This is a genomic window from Rhodanobacter spathiphylli B39 (assembly GCF_000264295.1).
Taxonomy (GTDB): domain Bacteria; phylum Pseudomonadota; class Gammaproteobacteria; order Xanthomonadales; family Rhodanobacteraceae; genus Rhodanobacter; species Rhodanobacter spathiphylli.
Genome location: NZ_AJXT01000018.1, coordinates 59,813 through 78,836 on the forward strand (window position 1 = coordinate 59,813; position 19,024 = coordinate 78,836).

The window sequence follows — 19,024 nt, forward strand, 5'->3', positions numbered from 1 at the left end:
ATTCCGCGGCGCGCGACAGCGCACGGGTTGCGCACGCGGAACATTCAATGGAAATCGCGCGAGCGACTGTCCAGCTCGCCCAGCCACGCGCTCATGTCGGTGAGCCGCCGGGCGATCAGGTGGGCCACGCCGTCGACGCACTCCCATTGCCCTTCCACGCCGAGCAGGCGCGCCTCCAGATACGCACGCCGCTGCCGCTCGGCGACCTGGCTCCAGACCACCACGTTGATGGCGCCGTGCTCGTCTTCGATGGTGATGAAGGTGACGCCGCTGGCGGTCTGCGGGCGCTGGCGCTGGGTGACCAGGCCGGCGGCGCGCACCAGGCTCTGATGCCGCTGGCCACGCAGGCTGCGCGAGTCGGCGAAACGCGCCGCGCGCAGGCGCGAACGGATCAGTTGCAGCGGATGCGGGCCGAGGCTGAGCCCGGTACGCGCATAGTCCGACTGCAGGTTTTCCGCGACCGACGGCACCGGCAGCGCGATGGCCTCTTCCGCCGGGCTGGCGCGTCCGAACAGCGGCAGCTGCGGCTCGACGCCGGCCACCGCCCACTTCGCCCGATGGCGATGACCCGCCAAGCCGCGCAAGGCGCCCGCCTCGGCCAGCAGTTCCTGCTGGCGGCGGTCGATGCCGGTGCGGGCGCACAGATCCGTCACGTCGACGAAGGCACGCGCGGCGCGTGCCGCCGAAATCCGTTCGGCGACGTCTTCGCGAAAACCACGCACTTGCCGCAAGCCGAGCCGCAGCGCCGGTTGATCGCGTGCGTCGTCTTCCAGCGTGCAGTCCCACTCGCTGTGGCGCACGTCGACCGGGCGCACCGCGATGCCGTGGCGCTGCGCGTCCTGCACGATCTGGCTGGGCCCGTAGAAACCCATCGGCTGTGCGTTGAGCAGGGCACAGGCGAATGCGGCCGGCTCGTGGCATTTCAGCCAGCAGCTGGCGTAGACGATGCCGGCGAAACTGGCCGCGTGGCTCTCGGGAAAACCGTAGCTGCCGAAGCCCTTGATCTGCTCGAACAATCGCGCGGCAAACTCGGCGGTGTAACCGCGTTCGAGCATGCCGCGGATGATCCGCTCGCGATGGTGCTCCATGCCGCCATGACGTTTCCACGCCGCCATCGCGCGGCGCAGCTGGTCGGCTTCGCCGGCCGTGTAACCGGCCGCCACGATCGCCAGCTTCATCACCTGCTCCTGGAACAGCGGCACGCCCAGGGTGCGTTCGAACACCGCCTTCAGATCCTCCGACGGATAGTCCACCGGCTCCTCGCCGCGCCGACGGCGCAGGTACGGATGCACCATGTCGCCCTGGATCGGGCCGGGCCGCACGATTGCCACCTGGATCACCAGGTCGTAGAAATTTTCCGGGCGATGCCGCGGCAGCATCGCCATCTGCGCGCGGCTTTCGATCTGGAACACGCCGACGGTGTCGGCACGCTGGATCATCTCGTACGTTTGCGGGTCTTCGGCCGGCAACGTCGCCAGGCTGTAATCCTGGCCGCGATGGGCGCGCAGCAGGTCCAGGCAACGGCGCACGCAACTCAACATGCCCAGCGCCAGGCAATCGACCTTGAGCAGGCGCATGGTGTCGAGGTCGTCCTTGTCCCACTGGATGATGGTGCGATCGGCCATCGCCGCGTTCTCCACCGGCACCAGTTCGGCCAGCGGCGCGTCGCTGATCACGAAACCGCCCACGTGCTGCGACAGGTGCCGCGGCATGTCGCGCAACTCGGCGGTGAGCTTGAGCACCCGGCGCAGTACCGCACCCTGCGGATCGAAACCGTGTTCGCGCAGGCGCTCGTCCAGCGATTGCTCACCGCGCCAGCCGAAGATGCCGCTCAACTGATCCACCTGGTCCGGCGGCAGGCCCAGCGCCTTGGCCACGTCGCGCACGGCGCTCTTGCCGCGATAGCAGATCACCGTGGCCGCCAGCGCGGCGCGCTCGCGACCGTACTTGGCGTAGATGTACTGGATCACCTCCTCGCGCCGCTCGTGCTCGAAATCCACGTCGATGTCGGGCGGCTCGTTGCGCTCCTTGCTGATGAACCGCTCCACCAGCAGGTTCATCCGCGCCGGGTCGACCTCGGTGACGCCGAGCGCGAAACACACGGCGGAGTTGGCCGCCGAGCCGCGGCCCTGGCAGAGAATCTTCTGACTGCGGGCGAAGTGCACGATGTCGTGCACGGTGAGGAAATAGGACTCGTACTGCAGCTCCTCGATCAGCCCCAGTTCGTGCTCGATCTGTGCGCGAACCTTCTCTGGCACGCCATTCGGCCAGCGCCAGCGCATGCCCTTTTCGGTGAGGTGCCGCAGCCAGCTGCTGGCGCTGTGGCCTTCGGGCACCAGCTCGGCGGGATAGCGGTATGTCAGTTCGTCGAGGCTGAACGTGCAGCGCGCGGCGATGGCGGTGCTTTCGTGCATCAGTTCGGCGGGATAGATCGCGTCCAGCGCCTCGCGCCGGCGCAGGTGGCGCTCGCCGTTGCGGAAGATCAGCGCGCCGGCTTCGGCCAGCGGCACGCGATGGCGGATCGCAGTCAGCGTGTTCTGCAGCGCAAGCCGGCGACGCACATGCATGTGCACGTCGCCGGCGGCGACCAGCGGCAGGTCGAGGCTGTGCCCGAGTCGCTGCAGCTCGCGCAGGCGCCCGGCGTCGTCCGGCCCGTGATGCAACTCCACCGCCAGCCACGCACGCCCGGCGAAGGTGTCGCGCATCCAGCGGCCGTGGGCGACATCGGGCTCGCGCCCGGGCAGCCACAGCGCGAAGGTGCCCGGCACGCCATCGGCGAGATCGGCGCGATGCAGGCGATAGGTGCCCTTGACCGAGGCCCGGCGGCCGCGGGTGATCAGTTTGCACAACGCGGTATAGCCGGCCTTGTTCTCGCACAGCAGCACCAGCCTGGGGCCGTCGTCGAGCTGGAATTCGGCGCCCACGATCAGTTTGACGCCGGTGGCGCGCGAGGCTTCCAGCGCGCGCACGATGCCGGCCAGCGAACACTCGTCGGTGATCGCCAGCGCCTCGTAGTCGCAAACTTTCGCGCGCTCGAACAGTTCGCGCGCACTGGACGCGCCGCGGCCGAACGAGAAGTTCGACAGGCAATGCAGCTCGGCATACGCGTTCATGCGAACCAGCCGTGCAGCATCCAGCCGTCGCGCTCGCCCGGCGCGCAGAACGCCCAGCCGCGCTGGCCCTGCGCGGTCTCCACCACGTAGTAGTCGCGGCACACCTCGCCGCCATCCCACCAGCCGGTTTCCAGTCGCTCGGGGCCGGCCAGGATGCGCGGCGCGGCACCGCGCAGCGGAATCGGCCGCTCGAACAGCCAGGTCGGTCGCGGCGAGGGTTCCTGCCAGCCGTCATCGTGGGCCGTCACTTTCTGCGCCAGCTCGGGCCGCGGATCGGTGGTGCTGCCCAGTTGATGCACGGCGCGATCGCCCAGCCGCGCACGCAGGCGTTCGCGCAGCTGTTCGATCGGCAACGCGTTGGCGGGACGCTCGTCGAACAGGTCGCGGCCGGCCGGCACGAACGCAGGCAGATCGCGCGCGAGCAGGCGCATGGCGATGACCGGTTGCGGCAGTTGCACCTGCTCCAGCCGCGCGCGCGCCAGTTCGAACAGCATGCCGGCCTCGCGCTCGGGCGCGAGCAGGCCCACCTTCACCTCGGTGTGTCCCTCGCGATGTTCCAGCTGCAACGTGAAACGCTGCACGCCGCCGTCGCGACCGGCCAGATAGGCGGACAGATCGGACGTCATGCGACGCAGCGGAAAGACCAGCGCGCCAATGGCTTCGACTTCGTGCGTCAGCTCGATGCGCAGGTCGAAGCGGTCGGGTGGCCGATACGCTTCCAGGCCGGCCGGGGCCGCGCCGGTCAGGCGATCCAGCGCGAGCAGCAACTCCGCACCGAAACGCCGGCGCAGGCCGTCGCGCGGCAGCGCCAGCAACTGGCCCAGCGTGCGGATGCCCATGCCCGGCAAGGCCTCGGCCGCCGCCGCAGGCAGGCGACTCTGGGCCAGCGGGATGCGCTGCAATGCGTGACGCAGCTGTTCGTCGGTGAGCACCGCCTGGCCGTCGGCGACGCCGGCCAGCACATGCGCCGCATGCGGCGTGGGCGCGGCGCTGATCCGGTGGCGGAAACCCAGCGCATCGAGATCGGCGCGCAGCAGGCTTTCCAGCCGCGGCCACGAACCGAACAGGTTCAGGCTGCGGCTGACCTCCAGCACGATCGCGTGGGGCAGCAGGCTCACCTCGGCGCTGTAGCGATAGGCCACCGCGGCCAGGAACCGATGCCACTGATCGACCCGCTCAGGCTGGTACGGCAGTGCCTCGAATTGCGCCAGCAGCGCCTGCGCCGCGCTCAGTCGCTGACCCACGCGCAGGCCGGCCTCGCGCGCGGCCGCGTTCGCCGCCACGATGCTGCGCGCATGTCCGGTGCCGGCCACCAGTACCAGTGGGCCCGCGTCCGCACGACGACGGAGGACACCGTCCAGTGCCAGCTGCGGCAACGCTATGCAGGCCCACAACATCGGCGCCCACCATCAATGCAGGGCGCGCGGCAGCGCCACCGGCTGGGCGGGCAGCGCGCCGCCACGGCATTTGCGCACCCATACCCGCGCCTGCGGCCGCGCTTCCAGCTCCAGCCGCAACGCGGCCGGCGAGGCATTGGAGAGATGCTGTCGGTCGCGGAATGCGAAGGCCAGCGCGCGGCCGCCGTCGGCGGCCACCTGCAGCCGGCGCAACGCGCGATCGTCCGCCTGCCGCGGCCACGCCAGCACCGCCGCGCAACTGCCCGAGCGCAGGCACTGCTCCGTCGCCCACAACACGTCGGCCTCGGTCGCGCTGACGATCTCGATCCGGCGCATGTCCACGCCGTGCTGGCGCCAACCAGCCACGCAGGGCAGATACGGCGGCGCGACCAGCACCACCGCCCGCGCGCCCTGGCTGAGGCGCGCCAGCGTGGGCAGCACCAGTTGCAGTTCGCCCACGCCATCCAGCGGCAGCAGGATTTCCGACAGCGCCGCCGCCGGCCAGCCGCCGCTGGGCAGCACCGCATCCAGCGCGGCCCAGCCGGTGGGCTGCTCGCCGGCCGGCAGCGGTTCGGCCCGGCCGCGCCAGACCCGGCGCGCATCGAGCAGGTTCGACAAGGGCATCACGGCCGCCATCAGCCGCCCCTCAGCAGACCGGCGAACAGGCCTTCGATGGCGAAGTCCTCGCTGGGGTCGGGGTCGATCGGCTGGTAACCGGGACTGTTGGGCAGCAGCCGGATCACCTCGCCCTGCCAGTACAGCCGCTTGATCGTGAAGCGGTCGCCGCCGACGCGCGCCGCCACCACCTGGCCGTGCCGGGCCACCGGCGTGGCGTGCACGCCGACCAGATCTCCGTCGAGGATGCCCTCATCGCGCATCGAATCGCCGACCACCCGCACCAGGTAATCCGGCGTGAGCCGGAACAGCCAACGCGACACGCGCAGGCTGCGCTCGATCCGCGACTCGGAAAACAGCGGCTCGCCGGCGGCGATGCGGCCGACCAGCGGCAGCTCCAGGGTGTCCGCATCCAGCGCGTCGGGCGCGTCCACCAGGCGGATGCCGCGCGAACGGTTCGGCTCGATCGCCAGCCGCCCCTTGGCCTCCAGCGAACGCACGTGCTTGAGCACCGCGCTGACGTGGGGCAGGCCCATCGCCTGGCCGATCTCCTCCAGCGTGGGCGCCTGACCATCCCGCGCCACGCGGGCGCGGATGAACTCGAGGATGTTGGACTGGCGGCTGGTCAGGTGCAGGCTCATGGCCGCCATGTTTTCACCTTTTGTGGTGAAAATACAGTCTGGCGCTGCGGAGCCCATCGGCAAAGCGGGCGAGCCGTTGTGGCAGCCCAGTTACGCGGCATTAACAAACCGCGTAGTACATTAAGCCCATGTCGTGAGACAACCTTCCCGCTGCGTGGCGAGGCTCCCCTCCTCCTCCACGCGATCAAGATGGAACCCCCCGAAACCCGCAGATCCCCCTCTGCGGGTTTTTTTTGCGTCCATCGTCAACGCCCGCCTGATGGCTGCGCCTGTTCATTGGCTTGGCGCACGGCCCGCACAAAGCCGCCAAACGGAATGTCGGTGATGCCCACCAGCCCGATGTGGCTGTTCTCGCCATCGAGCAGGCGACCGGTCACCGGCTGGTCGGTGTACTCGAACCAGTGCACGCCGACGACCTGCGGATTCGCCGCGGCGGCCGCGAGGTACTTCGCATAGGCCTCGCCGCGCTGCGCCTCGTTCCCTACCGGCACCACGCCTGCGCCAAACGGGCCGCGATCGGTCGAGCCGAAGTGGAATTCGCTGATCAGCACCGGCTTGTCCAGCGCCTGCATCCGGGCCATGTCGATGTGGTGCTGCGGCAGGTCGGCGTAGGCGTTGAAACTGACCACGTCGCAATACTGCGCGCAGGCCGCGACGGCTTCGGGCGTGTACACCGCGAACCGGCCGCCGAGGAACAGATGGTGCGGATCGTGGCGGCGGATCGCTGCGGCCACGATGCGGAAATAGGCGTCGGCGTAGTGGCTCAGCCATGCGCTGTAGTCGCGGGCAATCGCCGGATGCGCCTCGCTCGGCACGGGCGCGGCGTAGCCGGTGGCGTCCAGCGCTTTCCACGAGTCCAGTGGAATGCCCCACGCGGCGGCCAGCGCCTGCGGCGTCACGTACTGCTTGCGCAGCATCGCGATGAAGACCTGCTTGGCCGGGCTTGCCGCCTCGCCCGCCAGGGTGCCCAGCGCCAGTCCCCAGCGACCTTGCGGTCCGATGCCGGCCCAGGCCAGTTCATTGTCGGCGAAGTAGCCGAGCAGCCAGGGATCGTCGCGCACGTCGGCACTGGCCTTCGCTACCGCCGCCTCGGTGGCGGCGACGAAACGGGGATCGAACGGATCGGGCATGCGGCCCCAGTAATCGTAGCCACTGGAGACATTCGCGTAGTCGCCGATGATGTTGATCGAGCGCGTATACGGCAGCCGGTGGGCCTGGCCCAACGCCGGATCGCTCCAGTTGCCGAGGGTGTTGAAGCCCCAGGCCTGCAACCGGTCCAGCGTGCGCGTGCGCCATGCGGACAACCAGCCCGCACCATCGATGCGATACAGGTTGGCCGCGTGGAAGTCGAACCAGCGCCCGTGGTCATGGCCGATGCCGCTGCTGGCAGCCTGGCCCGGACGCCGGCTGTCGCCGCGCCCATGAAACGCGGCCCATGCGCCACGGTCCGGCGGCAGCCCGGTGAACATGAACTCGCGCCCCTCGACGCGGGTGCGCTGGTCTCCGATGTTGACCGCATTGACGCCCAGCGAAAAGAACGGGTGGCCTTCGGGCGTCACCAGTTGCCAGCGACCCGCCTGCCTTTGCGCGTGGAACCAGCCGGTCTTGCGCAGCTTCTGGCCGTCCAGACGTCCGCCATGAGCGTCGACGCCGGCGGGCTTCGCGGCCTCCGGAGCGGCCATGACCGCCGCGCGCAGCGCGGCATCGGAATCGATCTTCTCCGGCCAGCGGCCGCGCGTGTACTGTCCGTAGCGATCGACGATGCCGGCATAGGCCTCGTGCAGCGTGGCCTCGCCCGCGGTGACGGACAGCTTGCCGAACAGCAGGGTCTGCACCGCCTGCGGCCCCGGGATGCCCAGGCGAATCGCGCGCACGTGGTGTCGATCCAGCGTGCCTTGCACGGTGGTCGCCAGCAGGATCGACCGGCCGCGCAACTCGAACGGCATCGGCGGCCCCACCTGCATGCCCTGTTCGCGTGGCGAAGTGGCGCGCAGCGGAACCACCAGCGTCTGCGCCGGCCCGGCCGGCACGCCCACGCGCGCCTGCAGACGCGTCGACCCGGTGCCATCGATCTCGATGTCCAGCGTCACCGCCCACGGCATCGCGTTCTGCACCCGCACATGCAGCTCGCCCGCGCCCGACCAGTCCCACGCATCGCCCGCCGGCGTCATCACGATCGATGGATGCGCCGCCGGCTGGAACGCATAGCGCTGCTGCGCCACGCCGTCAGCCGCGTGTTCCACCGCGCCGACACGGCGCACCTGGTCGAGACCGATCCGCGCACCGGCACCGGCCAGATCGGGCAGCGCCGGTGCAGCGGCGTGGCCGGGCTGCAGGCCGCAAAGGCAACACAGGGCGAGCCAGCCGCGCCATCTCATCGCGCGTGCCCGCGCTACCCGACGGGATGCCGGCGGACCCAGTGCTGCCAGCCGTAATACACCGGCACGCCCAGCGCGATGATCAGCAGGCTCATGCCGGCGTCGCCCGGGGCATGGATCGCGCTGGCCACGATCACGCCGAACACGGTGATCACGAAGATCAGCGGCAGCAGCGGATAGAACGGCACCCGATACGGCGCCGGCTGGTCGATGAAGTGCTTGCGATACCAGAACAGCGTGCCGATGCCGAACACGTGGCCGAGCCACTCGCCCACCGTGGTGTAGTTGAGCAACTGGTTGAAACTGCCCGAATAGGTGAGCACGGCGGCCCAGCCGCCCAGCAGGGCCAGCGCGATCTGCGGCGCGCGGGTGCGCGCGTCGACGCGTCCGGCGGCACGGAAGAACACGCCGTCGGCGCCCATCGTCTGCAGCACCCGCGCGCCACCGGCGATCGCGATGCTGCAATAGCCGAAGGTGGAACAGGCGATGCCCACGGCGATCACGGTGGCCCCGGCGTCGCCGAACAGGCCGCGCATCAGGTCGGCCGCCGGCGCCGTGCTGGCGGCAAGCCCGGCATGGCCCAGTCCGGCCAGGTAGGCGTAATTGACCAGCACGTAGCAGACCACCACGCCGACCATGCCCATGCCCAGTGCCCGCGGCAGGGTCCGCTGCGGATTGCGCACCTCACCGGCGAGATCGTTGAGATAGTGGAAGCCGCCATAGGTGAACAGCACCGGCAGCAGCGCGCCGGCAAACGCCCAGGACGACACCGGATGGAGGGTGTCCGTCGCCAGCGCCGGCCCCGGCTGGCCGTGTGCCAGCACCAGGCCGGCGACCACCAGCAGCGTGACGGCGATCAGCTTCAGCACGGTGAAGATGTTCTGCATCCACGCGCCGGCACGGATGCCGAACAGGTTGATGCCGACGATGAACACGATCGCACCCACCGCCACCGGCTTCACGTAGACCTGCGAGGGCAGGCCCAGCGCCGTGCACAGGTAGTCGGCAAACATGGTCGCCACCGCGGCCACGCTGCCGGGGTAGTTGATCAGCGCCATGGTCCAGCCGAACAGGAAACCGGGCAGCAGGCCGAATGCCTCGCGCAGGTAGACATAGATGCCACCCGCCTGCGGACGCCGCGCGCCCAGCTCGGCGTAGCACAGCACGCCGGCCAGCGTGAGCAGGCCGCCGATCACCCACAACATCAGCACCTCGGCCCCGGAGGAGGTACTGCGTGCCACGGTGGCCGGGGTGAGGAAGATGCCCGCCCCGATCACGCCGCCGATGACGATCATCGCGGCGTCCCAGGTGTTCAGGCGACGGGCATAGGCATTGGCGGGTTCGGTCAGCATCCGCCTACCTTGCCATTGTCCGGGCCGTTTCAGCCAGTCCCATCGGCCGTCTGCTACGGTTCACGCACTCGCGAGCGGGCTTCATCCATCGCCCGCCTTCCGGAAGACCGCAAACGATGAACAACCTTGGCCTGCTGCCGCTCTGCCTGATCGTGCTTGTCCTGGCCGGCTGCTACAGCTACCGCCATTACCTCAGGGCGCGCGCACTGCTGCAGTCCTGGGCCGACGCAAACAGCTACCGGATCCTGCACGCGAAGCGCCGCCTGATGATGCCCCTGGGCATGCTCTTCACCACGTCCAGATCCCAGGTGGTCTACCACGTGGCGGTCTACGACGACTCGCTCAAGCGCATCCGCTCGGGCTGGGTACGGCTGGGCACTTACTGGACCGGCGCAATGGATGGCGACGCCATCGAGGTGAGATGGGAACATGAGCACTGAAAGGCGCCCGCCGTGCAGAGACTCGGCAGCACGCCCACCCGATGGCCACGAAGAGCCGTCCTGCGCTCCCGCATGAGGTGTCACCTTGTCCGCCACCGCCACTCGCCGACTCGCCTTCGCCACCTCGGCCGAGCTTCCCTCGATCCAGCCTGATGACGCCGAACTCGCGCGCCGGCTGGAACAGCGCGGCGTCACGCCGGTGTCGTGCGTGTGGAACGATCCGGCGATCGACTGGGCGTCGTTCGACGCGGTGCTGATCCGCACCATCTGGGACTACTACAAGCACCACGCCGACTTCATCGCCTGGCTGGACCGGCTCGACCGGCTCGGCGTCGCCACCTTCAACGACAGTCGCGTGCTGCGCTGGAACAGCGACAAGCGCTACCTGCTCGAGCTGGCGGCGCAAGCCGTGGCGACCATCCCGACCCGGCTCGCTGCTGCCGGCGAACTTCCGCACGTGCTGGCCTCGATGCCGGGTCAACAGGTGGTGATCAAGCCGAGCATCAGCGGCGGCGCCTGGCACACGCTGCGCGGCCGGGTCGGCGATGCGGCGTTCGCCGACGAGGTGGCGCGGCTGCCCTGCGGCATCGACTTCCTGGTGCAGCCGTTCGTGCCGGAGATCGTCAGCGCGGGCGAGTGGTCGCTGCTGTATTTCGGCGGCGAGTTCAGCCACGCGGTGATCAAGCGTCCGGCCGCCGGCGACTATCGGGTGCAGAGCGAGTTCGGCGGCAGCGTCGAAGCGGTCCAGCCCGACGCGGCCATCCTTGCCGCGGCCGCTGCGGCGCTGGCCGCCGTCGACACGCGGAACCACGGCGAGCTGGCCTACGCCCGCGTCGACGGGGTGGTCAGCGCCGGACGGTTGCTGATCATGGAGCTGGAACTGATCGAGCCGTTCCTGTTCCTGGCCGGGCAGGCACACGCGGCCGAACGGCTGGCGCAGCACCTGGCGCAACGCCTGAACCTGCCGCCGGCGGCTGCGCAGCGGCACTGAAACGACGGCGCTGCGTACAATGGCCCCACCCCGCACGCCGTGATTCCCGCAACCCCCGATGTCTTCGCCACGCAAGATCCTGCACGTCGACATGGACGCGTTCTACGCGTCGGTGGAGCAGCGCGACGATCCCTCGCTGCGCGGCAAGCCGGTGGCGGTGGCCTGGCGTGGCGCCCGCTCGGTGGTCTGCGCGGCCAGCTACGAGGCACGCGTGTTCGGCGTGCGCTCGGCGATGCCGGCGGTCAGCGCCGAACGCCTGTGCCCGCAACTGGTCTTCGTGCCGCCGGACTTCGTCCGCTACAAGGCGGTGTCGCGGCAGATCCGCGAGATCTTCGCGCGGCACACCGACCTGATCGAGCCGCTGTCGCTGGACGAGGCCTATCTCGACGTCACTGAAACGAAAACCGGCCTGCCCTCGGCCACCGCCACGGCGGAGGCGATCCGGGCAGCGATCCGCGAGGAGACGCAACTGACCGCCTCGGCCGGCGTGGCGCCCAACAAGTTCCTGGCCAAGATCGCCTCGGACTTCCGCAAGCCCGATGGCCTGTTCGTGGTGCGTCCGCACCAGGTCGAGGCCTTCCTCGCCCCGCTGAAAGTGGGCCGCCTGCCCGGCGTGGGCAAGGTGATGGAGGCGAAGCTGGCGGCGCTGCAGATCGTCACCGTGGCCGACCTGCGGGCGCTGGCGCTGGCCGAGCTGGAACAGCGCTTCGGTCGCTGGGGCCGGCGCCTGCACGAGTTGTCGCTGGGCATCGACGAGCACCCGGTGCAGCCGGATCGTCCCACCTTGCAGATCTCCGCCGAAGACACCTTCGAGCACGACCTCACCCTGGACGATCTCGAACCGCACATCCGCCAGCTCGCCGCCAAGGCCTGGGCCGGCTACCAGCGCGAGCGCGAACGGGTGGCGCGCACCGTGGTGCTGAAACTGAAGACCTCCGACTTCCGTACCCTGACCCGCAGCCTCACGCCATCCACCCGACCGCTGTCCGCCGACGAACTGGGCGACATCGCCTGCGCCCTGCGCGAGCGGGTCGAACGCCCGGCCGACAGCCGCTACCGGCTGGTCGGCGTGGGCCTGTCCGGCTTCGTCGACCGCGACAGCTACCAGGCCCAGTCCGACCTGTTTGCCTGACCGCTCACTGCGCGTAGCGGCGCAGGCGGTCCGCCCGCGAATCGGCCTTCTTTACGTCCATGCGCAGGCTTTCCGGCATGGCGAAGGTGTCGTCGGGAATCTTCGCGAAGCCGACCGCGGTGGCTTCCATGCGGTGGGTCTGGCCGGCGCTGTCCTTCGCCTCGAAGGCCAGCAGCAGGCCGTATTCGGCATCGATCCAGAACACGCCGCTGTCGCTGCCGCCGGGCCCGGCATGGCCGGCGTGGCGGTAGCGCCAGCCGTGCGCCGGGCGACCGGCGATGCGGCGACTTTCCACCGCCGCGCAGGCAAAACCGAGATCCCAGCACGGCCTGGCCACGTCGAGCCGGGTGATCGCGCCGATCCGCACATGGTCGGCCGGCAAGGCCCGCCGCGACGTGGACATCAGCAGCCACGCATGATCGCCACCGCGCAGGATGCGGCCGCGACGGCCTGCGCCCGCGTCGAAGTCCACCCGCGTCTTGTCGCCCTTGATCCAGATCGTTTCGGCGGCGACCCCATCGTGCCCGGCCAGCGTGCGGATGCCGCTGCCTTGCAGCACCGCGTCGATCTTCACGTCGGGCAGCTCGGCCGCGTGCAGGGCGGATGCCGGCAGCGCGAGCACGGCCCACGCCATGACGATCAGGCATCGCTTCACGGCAGCACGCCCGCGTCGCGGATCGGCGTCTGCATGCGCACCATAGCCTGGCTCACGATCGGCAGGCGACCGCTTTCCAGCATGGCGATTTCCCGGGCGCTCAGGCCCTGGTAGAACGACTCGCGGAAGATCGCGATCACCAGCTTGTCGATCACCGGCACGATCATCTTGTAGCCGTACACCACGCGGATCTTCAACACGTTCGCGTCCTGCACGGTGAGCCCGCTGCGGCTGCCGGGGGACTTCGCGCGAAATGCCAGGCTGTCGTTGGGAATCGCCTCGACGCCGTCGAACTGCCGCTCCTTCCAGTCGGCGAAGGCGGCCTTCGTCGGACTGATCACCCTGATCTCGCTGACCAGCGGATTGCTGGCGGCGACGAAAGCCTCGGCATACGCCCTGGTCGCCTCGCCGTTGCCGACCTTGTGCGCGTACAGCGGCATCAGGCCGCGCGCCAGGCCGACCCGCATCGCGCTCATCTTGGCATTGTGGGTGGCGCCGTTGCGGGCGGCTTCCAGCGCGGCGTAGTCGACCGTGGTCTTGACCCGGTAGAACAGGATTGCCTGCAGGATGCCCAGCAGGAACACGCCGAACACCACGATCACCACGCAGGTCTCGACCACGGCCTGGCCGCGTTGGCGCCCGCCCAGGTTCATGGCCGCCGTCCGGCAGCGGGTGGCGGTGGCGCCGAGGCGGAGGATGCCGGCGTGTCCGGCGCGGCAGCACCGAGCGCGGCAATGCCATGCGCCATCGCCGCGCTGTCCCGCTGCAGTCCGGCGTCGATGCCGGCCGCATGCTGCGCGCCCTGCGCAAACGCGGCCTCGGCCTGGCGCAGCCGCACGATGCCCAGGTTGTGCCACGCCTTGGCGTGGCCGGGCTCGATGCGCAGCACGTGCTGGTAAGCGTCGACCGCGTCGTCGGGACGCTGCAACCGCACGTAGACATTGCCGAGGCGAAACCAGAAGTCCGCGTTCTGCGGCAGCTGCTGCACCAGCGCCTGGTAGTCGGCCAGTGCCTGTTCGGGATGGCCGCCGCGGTACGCCTGTTCGGCCCGCTGCTGCCGGGCGACCGTCTTGACCAGACGCTGCGTGGGTGACGCGGCGCAGCCAGCCAGCGCCAGCAGCATGACCACGCATGCGATGCGGATTTTCAGTGTGCCTGCCATGTCCACTCCTCGCCGCGTGCGGGCGAAAGCGCGGCGATGCCGCCCGGCGCCAGCTCCACCGTCTGCCACGCGTCGGAGCGCAGGCAGGTGTGCCAGGGCGGCAGGCTCTCGCAGCACTCCAGCACGCGCCCGTCCCGGTCCAGGAAAACGATGTCCAGCGGATAGCCCATGCCGAACGTGTGCACGCCGCCGCAGGGCGTGAGCCACAGCGCCTGCGCCGCGCCGCCGTACAAGGGCGGGCGCCCCAGCAGGCCGCGCAGGCGGCTCCATGGACGATCGGCGCGCCACGCCTGCGGCACGATCGGCTGGCCATCACGAAGAATCACGCCCGATTTCAAAAGATGCCCTCCTGGCGCATGCGCAGGTAGATGAAGTAGCCCAGCACCAGGAAGATCAGCGGGAAGAAGAACAGCACCAGTGGCAGCATCATCTTCACCGGCGCCTCCAGCGCGAGTTTCTCGGCGCGCAGGAAACGCTCCTCGCGGCGCTGCCCGGCCTGCGCCCGCAGCGCGGCGCCCAGGCTGGCGCCGACCCGGTCGGCCTGGATCAGGGTGCCGGTGAAGCTGGAGATCTGCGACATCTCCATCCGTTCGGACATCCGCTTCAGCGCCTCGGCGCGGGGCAGACCCGAACGGATGTCGCGCAGCAGGCGAGTGAACTCCTGCCGCAGCGGACCGGCCGGGCCCTTCTGCGTGGCCTGCTCGATGCCGCCGGTGATGTTCAGCCCCGCCTCCACCGCCATGGTGATGAAGTCCAGGTACACCGGCAGGTCCTTGATCACCAGGCGGCGGCGCTTGCTGCGCCGCTCGCCCAGCCACAGGCTCGGGTAGAACCAGCCGGCAGTGGCGCCGAACAGCATCGCCGTACCGTAGAGCAGGTAGCCGTGCCGGTCGAGCATGCCCAGCAGCAGCCAGAAGAACGCCGCCACGAGGCCGGCACCCACCACGCGCAATCCGTACAGCTGTTCCGGGCTCAACACGAAATCCTGGCCCGCGGTCTGCAGTTGCCGGTGCGCCTGTTCCAGCTTGTCCGCGCCCAGCTTCGGCGCCAGCACGTGGGTGGCGGCGTTGACCAGCGGCCAGATCAGGCGCAGCCCGAACGGCAGCGGGTCCTGGAAATTGCGGTCGGCCACGGGCACTTCGCGCAGCAGCCCGTAGATGCCCCAGAAGGCGAAGCCGACGCCACCGCCGATGGCCACCGCGAGCAGGATGACGACCGGGCTCATATGTCGATGCTCGTGATCTTGCGGCACATGCGATAGCCCAGGTACTCCATCACCGCGGCCACCGCGATCACCGCCCAGCCCACGTAGGAGTGGTACATCTCGTGCATCGTGTCGGGGTAGGCGAAGCTGAGGAAGCCGATCAGGCCGACCGGCATCATCGCCATCACGATGCCTTGCAGGCGGCCCTGGGCGGTCAGCGAATTCACCTTGCCTTCCATGATCAGCCGCCGCCGCAGCGTGTCGGCCAGCGAGGCCATGCTCTCGGCCAGGTTGCCGCCCACCTCGCGGGAAATGCCCACGGCGGAGACGAACAGGGTCACGTCCTGGATCGGCACGCGGTCGTTGAAATGTTCCAGCGCCTCTTCCAGCTTCACGCCCATGCGCTGCTCGCGCAGCAGCAGCGCGAACTCCTGCGCCAGCGGCGGCTCGACGTCGCGCGCCAGGCTTTCCAGCGCCGGGGTGAAACCCAGCCCCGCGCGCATGCTGCCGGCCACCATCATCAGCCCGTCCGGCAGCTGTTGCTGGATCTGGTTGATGCGTCGCTGGCGCAGCCATCGGTAGATCTTCTTCGGCAGCACCAGGATCAGCACCAGGGTCACGATGGCCAGCAGCGGGTTGCCACTGAGGAACCACACCAGCAGCGGCACCAGCACCATCGCCACGGCGTTGAGGCGGAACAGGTTCCGCTCGTCCATGAACATGAACATGTCGGCGAGATTGAAACGCGCCTGCTCGGTGAACGCTTCCTGGTAGCGCCCCCAGAACACCGTCGAGCTGCGCGCCGCCAGGTAGCCGATCGCGGCGACGGCGAGAAACACCACGATCGCGACGGGAAGCAGGCTCATGCGCGATCGTCCTCGTGGATCTTGAAGATCGACAGGTCGACCGGCACCCCGCGATCGGCCAGCTCCTCGTAGAACTCCGGCACCGCGCCGGTGGCCGCGTACTCGCCGCGGACCTTGCCGCCGGGGCCGCCCTGGTCGCGGGCGCGGAAGGTGAACAGGTCCTGCGCCTGGATGGTGCCGCTCTCGATGCCGGTGATCTCCGAGATGTGGGTGATCTTGCGCGAGCCGCAGGGGAAGCGGCGCTGGTGGATGATCAGGTCGATCGCCGAGGCGATCTGCTCGCGCACCACGGTCATCGGCAGGTCCATGCCCGACATCATCACCATCACCTCCAGGCGCGACAGCGCATCGCGGGGCGAGTTGGCGTGCGCGGTGGTCAGCGAACCCTCGTGGCCGGTGTTCATCGCCTGCAGCATGTCCAGCGCCTCGCCGCCGCGGCACTCGCCCACCACGATCCGGTCCGGGCGCATGCGCAGCGAGTTGCGCACCAGGTCGCGGATGGTGATCAGCCCCTTGCCCTCGAGGTTGGCCGGACGCGCCTCCATCGCCACCAGGTTGGGCTGGCTCAGCCTGAGCTCGGCCGCATCCTCGATGGTGACGATGCGCTCGTGGTCGGGGATGAAGTTGGAAAGAATGTTGAGCAACGTGGTCTTGCCCGAGCCGGTGCCCCCGGTGACCACGATGTTCCTGCGCTCGCGCACCGCCACCTGCATGAACTCCAGCATCTGCCGGTTGACCGAGCCGTACTGCAGCAGGTCGTCGCCGCTGAGCTTGCGCTTGCTGAACTTGCGGATGCTCAGGCTGGGCCCGCGCAGCGCCACCGGCGGGATCACCGCATTGACGCGCGAGCCGTCGGCCAGGCGCGCATCAACCATCGGCGAGCTCTCGTCGATGCGCCGGCCCAGCGGCGCCACGATGCGCTCGATCGCCGCCAGCACCGCCTTGTCGCTGGTGAAGATCACCTCGGACTTCTCGATCCGGCCCGCACGTTCGATGTAGATGTCGTCCGAGCAGTTGACCATCACCTCGGTGACCGTCTCGTCCGCCAGCAGGTCCTCCAGCGGCCCCAGTCCGATCGCCTCGTCCAGCACCTGCTTGGCGAGCCGGCGGCGGTTGATCGTGCGCGGCAGTTCGTCGGCAAACTCGCGCTCGATGATTTCCTCGATCAGCGACGAGGTCTTCTGGCGCAGGTCGTCGTCCGTCATGCCGCGCACGTCGACCCGGCGCAGGTCCATCTGCCGCACCAGCGACTGGTGCACGCGGGTGCGCCAGGCCAGCATGTCGGCCGATGGCTGCAGCGTCGCGGGAAGGCCGGTCACCGGCGCGGCCGGCGGTTCGACGGCCGGCGGCGAAGCGACCGGGTCCAGATGGACCGGCGCGTTGGCGGCGCGCTGCGGCACCCTCACCGGCGCGGCCTCGTCCTGGTCGACCAGCACGCGCAGCCGGTACGAACCGATGATGACGATGTCCTCGCGCCGCAGCGGGCCGTGCTCGCGCTGCACCCGGGCCCCGTTGATCACCACCGGCGCGCGGCCGCCCAGCACCTCGATGAACACGCCGCCCTTGCGCACGCTCAACATCGCGTGCTCGCGGCCGATGTTCCAGCCCTGCAGGACCACCAGGTTGTCCTCGCCGCGGCCGATGCCGCAGGCGTTGTGCAGGCAGCGCACCTGGCGCGGGTCGCGGTTGGCGGTTTCGATCAGCACTTCGAACATGGCTTCACCTTCAATCCACGATGTCCTTGCCGGCGACCTTGCGGAAGTCGTCGCGCAGGCGGTCGCTCTTCTCGATCAGTTCGCGGTTCTCCGGCGAGTCGGGGGTGATCACGATCGGCGTCACGAAGATCACCAGGTCGGTGCGATTGCGCTGGAAGTCGCGCGAGCGGAACAGCGCGCCCAGCACCGGGATGTCGCCCAGCCCGGGCACCTTGTCGAAGGTCTTCGAGGCGCTGGCGTCGACCAGGCCCGAGATCACGATGGTGTCGCCCTCGTGCACGTTGAGCTGGGCGCTGGCGCGACGGGTGATGAAGCCGGGGTAGCCCTGCACGTTGACGCTGGGATCGATCTTGCTGATCTCGGTCTCGATGTCGGTGGAGATGTCGCCCTTGCTGTTGACCACCGGCGCGATGTGCAGCTTGATGCCGTACTGCTTGTACTCGACCGTCGTCTCGCCCAGGCCCTGGCTGATCGGGATCGGCACCTCGCCGCCGACCAGGAAGTCGGCGACGCCGCCGCTGCGGGCGGACAGCTGCGGCGCGGCGAGTTCCCACGCGTTGCCGTCCTGCATCATCAGATTGATCTGCGAGGCGATCGAGGTGGCGATGCCGAAATACGACGGCGTGCCGGGCACCCGCAGCGGCAGGTTGGCCGGGCCACCGTCGGCGCCGATGCCGGCAAAGCCCTGCGGGGTCATCCGGTAGTACGGATTGGTGACCCAGTCATGCACCAGCCCGCCGCCGGGGCCGGCGATCATGCTGTCCCACTTGATGCCGAGCTGGTTGATCGCCTTCTTGTCGAATTCCATGATGCGCACGCGCATCATCACGGTGGGCTTCATCTCCACCGCGTTGGCGCTGGTGAAGTCGAGCACCTGCGGGTAGATCTTCCTGATCGCCGCGATGTGCGCCATGTCCGCCTGCGAGAGGTCGCTGCCGGTCAGCACCACGTTGCCGCCCACGGTGGCGACCGAGACCGCGCTGTCCTCGCCCAGCAGGCGCTCGACCATCCCCGCCGCTTCCGCGCTGTTGCCCACCACCACGTGCACGCTGACGCTGCGCTGGCTGCCGTCGGCCATCCACAGCTGCACCGAGGTGTCGCCGGGCTGGTTCGCGATCAGCACCAGCTCGCGGCTGCCGATCGCCTTGACCTGCAGCAACTTGCCGTCGCCCACCGCGACCCGCTTGAGCGGGCCGGGCGCGCTCTGCACCAGCGCCTGTCCCGCATACATGCTGAGCGAATCGCCGATCACCGGGGAGGTCGCGCGCGCCTCGCGCAACGGCAGCGCGAGCGCCGCGGCGCACAGCGCCAGCCATGCCAGAAAGGTCGCCGTCGCCCGGCCGGAATGTTTGCCTGCTTCCAT

The 19,024-nt window shown here is 69.4% G+C and carries 17 protein-coding genes; 3 read left to right on the plus strand and 14 right to left on the minus strand.

Features of this window, described 5'->3' with window-relative positions; translation table 11 throughout:
• Positions 1-44 precede the first annotated feature (44 nt).
• The 6 genes from UU7_RS08590 to UU7_RS08615 all read right to left on the minus strand — a co-directional run bounded on the left by UU7_RS08590 (position 45) and on the right by UU7_RS08615 (position 9,496).
• Positions 45-3,113 carry an error-prone DNA polymerase gene (locus UU7_RS08590; RefSeq protein ID WP_007807373.1) on the minus strand — a complete coding sequence of 1,023 codons (3,069 nt, stop codon included), beginning with the start codon at positions 3,111-3,113 and terminating at the stop codon, positions 45-47.
• Complete coding sequence (locus UU7_RS08595) at positions 3,110-4,510, minus strand: Y-family DNA polymerase (RefSeq protein ID WP_040673124.1); 1,401 nt, start codon at positions 4,508-4,510, stop codon at positions 3,110-3,112. Before UU7_RS08595 ends, UU7_RS08590 begins: the two co-directional genes overlap by 4 nt.
• Before the next feature lie 12 nt (positions 4,511-4,522).
• Positions 4,523-5,146, minus strand: coding sequence for a translesion DNA synthesis-associated protein ImuA (gene imuA / locus UU7_RS08600; RefSeq protein ID WP_007807376.1), 624 nt, complete (start codon positions 5,144-5,146; stop codon positions 4,523-4,525).
• Complete coding sequence (gene lexA, locus UU7_RS08605) at positions 5,146-5,766, minus strand: transcriptional repressor LexA (RefSeq protein WP_040673126.1); 621 nt, start codon at positions 5,764-5,766, stop codon at positions 5,146-5,148. The genes imuA and lexA overlap by 1 nt, the downstream gene beginning before the upstream one ends.
• Before the next feature lie 245 nt (positions 5,767-6,011).
• Positions 6,012-8,144, minus strand: a complete 2,133-nt coding sequence (locus UU7_RS08610) for a hypothetical protein (protein WP_007807379.1) — start codon at positions 8,142-8,144, stop codon at positions 6,012-6,014.
• Positions 8,145-8,158: 14 nt separating this feature from the next.
• Complete coding sequence (locus UU7_RS08615) at positions 8,159-9,496, minus strand: APC family permease (protein ID WP_007807381.1); 1,338 nt, start codon at positions 9,494-9,496, stop codon at positions 8,159-8,161.
• Positions 9,497-9,612: 116 nt separating this feature from the next.
• Here UU7_RS08615 and UU7_RS08620 point away from each other — a divergent pair, with 116 nt between their 5' ends.
• The 3 genes from UU7_RS08620 to dinB all read left to right on the plus strand — a co-directional run bounded on the left by UU7_RS08620 (position 9,613) and on the right by dinB (position 12,059).
• On the plus strand, positions 9,613-9,936 hold the full coding sequence (locus tag UU7_RS08620) for a hypothetical protein (protein ID WP_007807383.1): 324 nt from the start codon (positions 9,613-9,615) through the stop codon (positions 9,934-9,936).
• 85 nt (positions 9,937-10,021) lie between these two features.
• Positions 10,022-10,927, plus strand: coding sequence for an ATP-grasp domain-containing protein (locus UU7_RS08625; protein ID WP_007807385.1), 906 nt, complete (start codon positions 10,022-10,024; stop codon positions 10,925-10,927).
• A gap of 58 nt (positions 10,928-10,985) precedes the next feature.
• On the plus strand, positions 10,986-12,059 hold the full coding sequence (gene dinB / locus UU7_RS08630) for a DNA polymerase IV (RefSeq protein ID WP_007807387.1): 1,074 nt from the start codon (positions 10,986-10,988) through the stop codon (positions 12,057-12,059).
• Positions 12,060-12,063: 4 nt separating this feature from the next.
• On the opposite strand, the gene UU7_RS08635 is transcribed toward dinB, so the two are convergent.
• The 8 genes from UU7_RS08635 to UU7_RS08670 are packed head-to-tail and all read right to left on the minus strand — an operon-like array spanning position 12,064 to position 19,024.
• Positions 12,064-12,714 (minus strand): hypothetical protein, encoded by a 651-nt coding sequence (locus tag UU7_RS08635; protein ID WP_007807388.1) that lies wholly within the window; start codon positions 12,712-12,714, stop codon positions 12,064-12,066.
• The gene (locus UU7_RS08640) at positions 12,711-13,367 is read right to left on the minus strand and encodes a TadE/TadG family type IV pilus assembly protein (RefSeq protein WP_007807391.1); all 657 of its coding nucleotides are present in this window, start codon (positions 13,365-13,367) and stop codon (positions 12,711-12,713) included. The genes UU7_RS08635 and UU7_RS08640 overlap by 4 nt, the downstream gene beginning before the upstream one ends.
• The gene (locus UU7_RS08645; protein ID WP_007807393.1) at positions 13,364-13,876 is read right to left on the minus strand and encodes a tetratricopeptide repeat protein; all 513 of its coding nucleotides are present in this window, start codon (positions 13,874-13,876) and stop codon (positions 13,364-13,366) included. The genes UU7_RS08640 and UU7_RS08645 overlap by 4 nt, the downstream gene beginning before the upstream one ends.
• Positions 13,861-14,202 (minus strand): DUF192 domain-containing protein, encoded by a 342-nt coding sequence (locus UU7_RS08650; RefSeq protein WP_238530911.1) that lies wholly within the window; start codon positions 14,200-14,202, stop codon positions 13,861-13,863. Before UU7_RS08650 ends, UU7_RS08645 begins: the two co-directional genes overlap by 16 nt.
• 8 nt (positions 14,203-14,210) lie before the next feature.
• Positions 14,211-15,101: a type II secretion system F family protein gene (locus UU7_RS08655; RefSeq protein ID WP_007807397.1), complete on the minus strand. Its 891-nt coding sequence runs from the start codon at positions 15,099-15,101 to the stop codon at positions 14,211-14,213.
• Positions 15,098-15,946 (minus strand): type II secretion system F family protein, encoded by an 849-nt coding sequence (locus tag UU7_RS08660; RefSeq protein ID WP_007807398.1) that lies wholly within the window; start codon positions 15,944-15,946, stop codon positions 15,098-15,100. Before UU7_RS08660 ends, UU7_RS08655 begins: the two co-directional genes overlap by 4 nt.
• The gene (locus UU7_RS08665; protein ID WP_007807400.1) at positions 15,943-17,661 is read right to left on the minus strand and encodes a TadA family conjugal transfer-associated ATPase; all 1,719 of its coding nucleotides are present in this window, start codon (positions 17,659-17,661) and stop codon (positions 15,943-15,945) included. The genes UU7_RS08660 and UU7_RS08665 overlap by 4 nt, the downstream gene beginning before the upstream one ends.
• 10 nt (positions 17,662-17,671) lie before the next feature.
• Positions 17,672-19,024 (minus strand): type II and III secretion system protein family protein, encoded by a 1,353-nt coding sequence (locus tag UU7_RS08670; protein WP_007807401.1) that lies wholly within the window; start codon positions 19,022-19,024, stop codon positions 17,672-17,674.

Bases quoted from the DNA above. Each gene is read 5' to 3' on its own strand.
- UU7_RS08590 (WP_007807373.1), bottom strand. From the start codon at position 3,113: ATGAACGCGTATGCCGAGCTGCATTGCCTGTCGAACTTCTCGTTCGGC.
- UU7_RS08595 (WP_040673124.1), bottom strand. From the start codon at position 4,510: ATGTTGTGGGCCTGCATAGCGTTGCCGCAGCTGGCACTGGACGGTGTC.
- imuA (WP_007807376.1), bottom strand. From the start codon at position 5,146: ATGGCGGCCGTGATGCCCTTGTCGAACCTGCTCGATGCGCGCCGGGTC.
- lexA (WP_040673126.1), bottom strand. From the start codon at position 5,766: ATGAGCCTGCACCTGACCAGCCGCCAGTCCAACATCCTCGAGTTCATC.
- UU7_RS08610 (WP_007807379.1), bottom strand. From the start codon at position 8,144: ATGAGATGGCGCGGCTGGCTCGCCCTGTGTTGCCTTTGCGGCCTGCAG.
- UU7_RS08615 (WP_007807381.1), bottom strand. From the start codon at position 9,496: ATGCTGACCGAACCCGCCAATGCCTATGCCCGTCGCCTGAACACCTGG.
- UU7_RS08620 (WP_007807383.1), top strand. From the start codon at position 9,613: ATGAACAACCTTGGCCTGCTGCCGCTCTGCCTGATCGTGCTTGTCCTG.
- dinB (WP_007807387.1), top strand. From the start codon at position 10,986: ATGTCTTCGCCACGCAAGATCCTGCACGTCGACATGGACGCGTTCTAC.
- UU7_RS08640 (WP_007807391.1), bottom strand. From the start codon at position 13,367: ATGAACCTGGGCGGGCGCCAACGCGGCCAGGCCGTGGTCGAGACCTGC.
- UU7_RS08645 (WP_007807393.1), bottom strand. From the start codon at position 13,876: ATGGCAGGCACACTGAAAATCCGCATCGCATGCGTGGTCATGCTGCTG.
- UU7_RS08655 (WP_007807397.1), bottom strand. From the start codon at position 15,101: ATGAGCCCGGTCGTCATCCTGCTCGCGGTGGCCATCGGCGGTGGCGTC.
- UU7_RS08660 (WP_007807398.1), bottom strand. From the start codon at position 15,946: ATGAGCCTGCTTCCCGTCGCGATCGTGGTGTTTCTCGCCGTCGCCGCG.
- UU7_RS08665 (WP_007807400.1), bottom strand. From the start codon at position 17,661: ATGTTCGAAGTGCTGATCGAAACCGCCAACCGCGACCCGCGCCAGGTG.
- UU7_RS08670 (WP_007807401.1), bottom strand. From the start codon at position 19,024: ATGGAAGCAGGCAAACATTCCGGCCGGGCGACGGCGACCTTTCTGGCA.